The organism is Sandarakinorhabdus sp., assembly GCF_031422795.1.
GTDB lineage: Bacteria > Pseudomonadota > Alphaproteobacteria > Sphingomonadales > Sphingomonadaceae > Sandarakinorhabdus.
Genome location: NZ_JANPML010000348.1, coordinates 1 through 2,922, shown reverse-complemented (window position 1 = coordinate 2,922; position 2,922 = coordinate 1). Strand labels below are relative to the sequence as shown.

The following is a 2,922-nucleotide window of genomic DNA, read 5'->3' as shown; positions in this document are numbered from 1 at the left end:
TCGGCGCAGCCGATGCGGGCGAGGCGGAGCAGGCGCAGCAGCGCTTCCTCGTCGAACGGCACGCCTTCGGCGGTGCCCTGCACTTCGACGATGCCAGCCTTGTCGGTCAGCACGAAATTGGCATCGGTATCGGCGGCGCTGTCTTCGATATAATCCAGATCAAGCACCGGCGTGCCTTGATAGATGCCGCAGGAAATCGCCGCGACCTGGGTGGTCAGCGGATCAACGGCCAGCGGCGTTTTCGCATGGATGGTGTCGAGCGCGAGGCGCAGTGCCACCCAGGCGCCGGAAATGGCCGCAGTGCGGGTGCCGCCATCGGCCTGGATCACGTCGCAATCCAGCGTGATCTGGCGTTCGCCCAGCGCCACCAGATCAGTCACGGCGCGCAGGGAGCGCCCGATCAGGCGCTGGATTTCCTGGGTGCGGCCCGATTGCTTGCCCTTGGCGGCTTCGCGTTGGCCGCGGGTGTGGGTGGCGCGCGGCAGCATGCCATATTCCGCCGTCACCCAGCCCTTGCCGCCGCCGCGCAGCCACGGCGGTACCCGGTCTTCCACGCTGGCCGTCACCAGCACGTGGGTGTTGCCGAACTTGACCAGGCACGAGCCTTCGGCATGGGCGGAGAAGCCGGGGATCATTTCGATCGAACGCATCTGATCGGGAGCGCGGCCGGATGGGCGCATGTTGTCATCTTTCCTGTTGCTGTTGCACGGCGCCATATTGCCTGCCGGCCCCGAAGGGAAGCGCCCATTGCGCCGCGCCGGCCCACCCCTTAGATTGATCCCATGCAGCAAACGCCGCCTTTGGCCGACCTGAACGACCGGGCGCGGGCGATTTTCCGGCAGATTGTCGATGCCTATCTCAGCTCTGGCGCGCCGGTGGGCAGCCGCACCTTGTCCAAGGGCGGTGGGCTGGGCCTGTCGCCGGCCTCGATCCGCAACGTCATGCAGGATCTGGAGGAACTGGGCCTGCTGGCCGCGCCGCACACCTCTGCCGGGCGGCTGCCCACCGAACTGGGCCTGCGGATGTTTGTCGATGGCATGATGCAGGCGGCCGAACCTTCGATGGATGAACGCGCGGCGCTGGAAGCCGGGCTGGCGCCGGGCGTGGCCATGGAAGAGGCGCTGACTCGCACCACCGCCGCGCTGTCGGGCCTGTCACAATGCGCCGGGCTGGTGTTGGTGCCGGCGCGCGAGCTGATCATTCGCCAGATCAGTTTCGTGCTGCTGTCGCCCACCCAGGCGCTGGTGGTGCTGGTTGGCGCCGATGGCAGCGTCGAAAATCGGCTGCTCGATCTGCCGGCGGGTGTGTTGCCGGCCAGCCTCGAAGCTGCCGGTAATTACATCACCACACGGCTGGCGGGGTTAACGCTGGCCGAAGCCATGGCGCGCATGAGCCAGGAGATCGCCCGCGATCGCGCCATGCTCGACACGCTGACGCAAACGGCTGTGGCGGCCGGGCTGGCGGCGTGGTCGTCCGATGCGGCCGCCCGCCCGGTGCTGATCGTGCGCGGCCAGGCCAATCTGGTGGAAGACGCGGTGGATGTGGAGCGGGTGCGCCAGCTGCTCGACGATCTGGAAGACAAGGCCGAGCTGATCCGACTGCTCGACCGCGCCCGCGAAGCCGAAGCCGCGCGCATCTTCATCGGAGCGGAATCGCGGCTGTTCTCGTTATCCGGGTCCAGCGTCATCGCCGCGCCATATCGTGGCAATGATGGCAAAGTGATCGGTGTTGTGGGGGTTATCGGGCCGACGCGGTTGAACTATGCCCGCGTCATCCCCATGGTGGATTACACCGCCCGAACCCTGAGCAGATTGGTATCATGACCGACGTAACCGAAAATCCTGAAATGCCCGAAATCCCGGATGCGCCGGAAACCCCGGAGACTCCGGAGATTGATCTGGCCGAAGCCTTGGCTGCAAAGGATCAGGAAATCGCCGAGATGAAAGACCGGTTGCTGCGCGTCATGGCCGATGGCGAAAACACCCGCCGCCGGCTGGAGCGCGACAAGGCCGAAGCCACGCAATATGCCGTCACCGGCTTTGCCCGCGATATGCTGGCCGTGGCTGAAAATCTGCGCCGCGCCGTGGCTGCGCTGCCGGCCGACGGCTTTGACAATGTGCGCACCGGCATCGAAGCGACCGAGCGCGAATTGTTGGCGATCTTTGGCCGGCAGGGTATTTCCCGGATTGAAATCACCGCCGGCGAACCGCTTGATCCCAATCGCCACCAGGCCATGCTGGAAGTGGAAAGCGACATGGACGCCGGCAGCGTGGTGGCGGAACTGGCCAGCGGCTGGACGATGCGTGACCGCCTGCTGCGGCCGGCGATGGTCAGCGTTTCGCGCGCCGACGGGTAACCGCAGAGCCGCCTTGTTTCCGTTTCTGGGGCGTGTTTTCGTCAACGCGCCAGGCGGCACGGGACGAAAAAACAAACGGGTGCAGGCCTCAGGCCTGCCCGCCGGAGGCTATTCTTTCTGAATCTTCGTCGGCCAAGGTTCAATCCACCCAGCCCAATTCCTTCTCCGCCGCGCGCTTGTCCAACTCGGCGCGGCTGATCTTTTCCGATGCCGATTTCAGCTGGCCGCACGCTGCCATGATGTCCCGCCCGCGTGGGGTGCGGACCGGGGCGGAGAAGCCGGCCTTGAAGATGATATCGGAAAAGGCGCGAATGCGGGCATCTGACGAACATTCATAGGTGCTGCCCGGCCACGGGTTGAACGGGATCAGGTTGACCTTGGCCGGCAGATTATATTTGCGGATCAGACGAACCAGCTCGCGCGCCTCTTCGTCGCTGTCGTTCTTGTCCTTCAGCATCACATATTCAAACGTGATGCGCCGGGCGTTGTTGACGCCGGGATAATCGGCGCACGCCCGCAGCAGCTGTTCGATGCCGTATTTCTTGTTGATCGGCACGATCTCGTCG

General features: G+C 65.0%; 3 protein-coding genes and 1 pseudogene. 2 read left to right on the top strand and 2 right to left on the bottom strand.

The features are described from left to right. The coding region (rph, locus tag RMO81_RS12235) for a ribonuclease PH (protein ID WP_310476170.1) at positions 1-680 on the bottom strand (680 nt) is incomplete at its 3' end. 102 nt (positions 681-782) lie between these two features. On the opposite strand from rph, the gene hrcA reads away from it, so the two are divergent. Together hrcA and RMO81_RS12225 are read left to right on the top strand one after the other, a co-directional pair. Next, a complete protein-coding gene (gene hrcA / locus RMO81_RS12230; protein WP_310476169.1) occupies positions 783-1,823 on the top strand; it encodes a heat-inducible transcriptional repressor HrcA in 1,041 nt (346 codons plus the stop codon). Then, entirely contained in the window at positions 1,820-2,356 is a 537-nt protein-coding gene (locus tag RMO81_RS12225) for a nucleotide exchange factor GrpE (RefSeq protein WP_310476168.1), read from the top strand. Before hrcA ends, RMO81_RS12225 begins: the two co-directional genes overlap by 4 nt. Positions 2,357-2,495: 139 nt before the next feature. On the opposite strand, the pseudogene RMO81_RS12220 reads toward RMO81_RS12225, so the two are convergent. Beyond that, positions 2,496-2,922: pseudogene (locus RMO81_RS12220) on the bottom strand (23S rRNA (adenine(2503)-C(2))-methyltransferase RlmN); the annotation flags it as partial.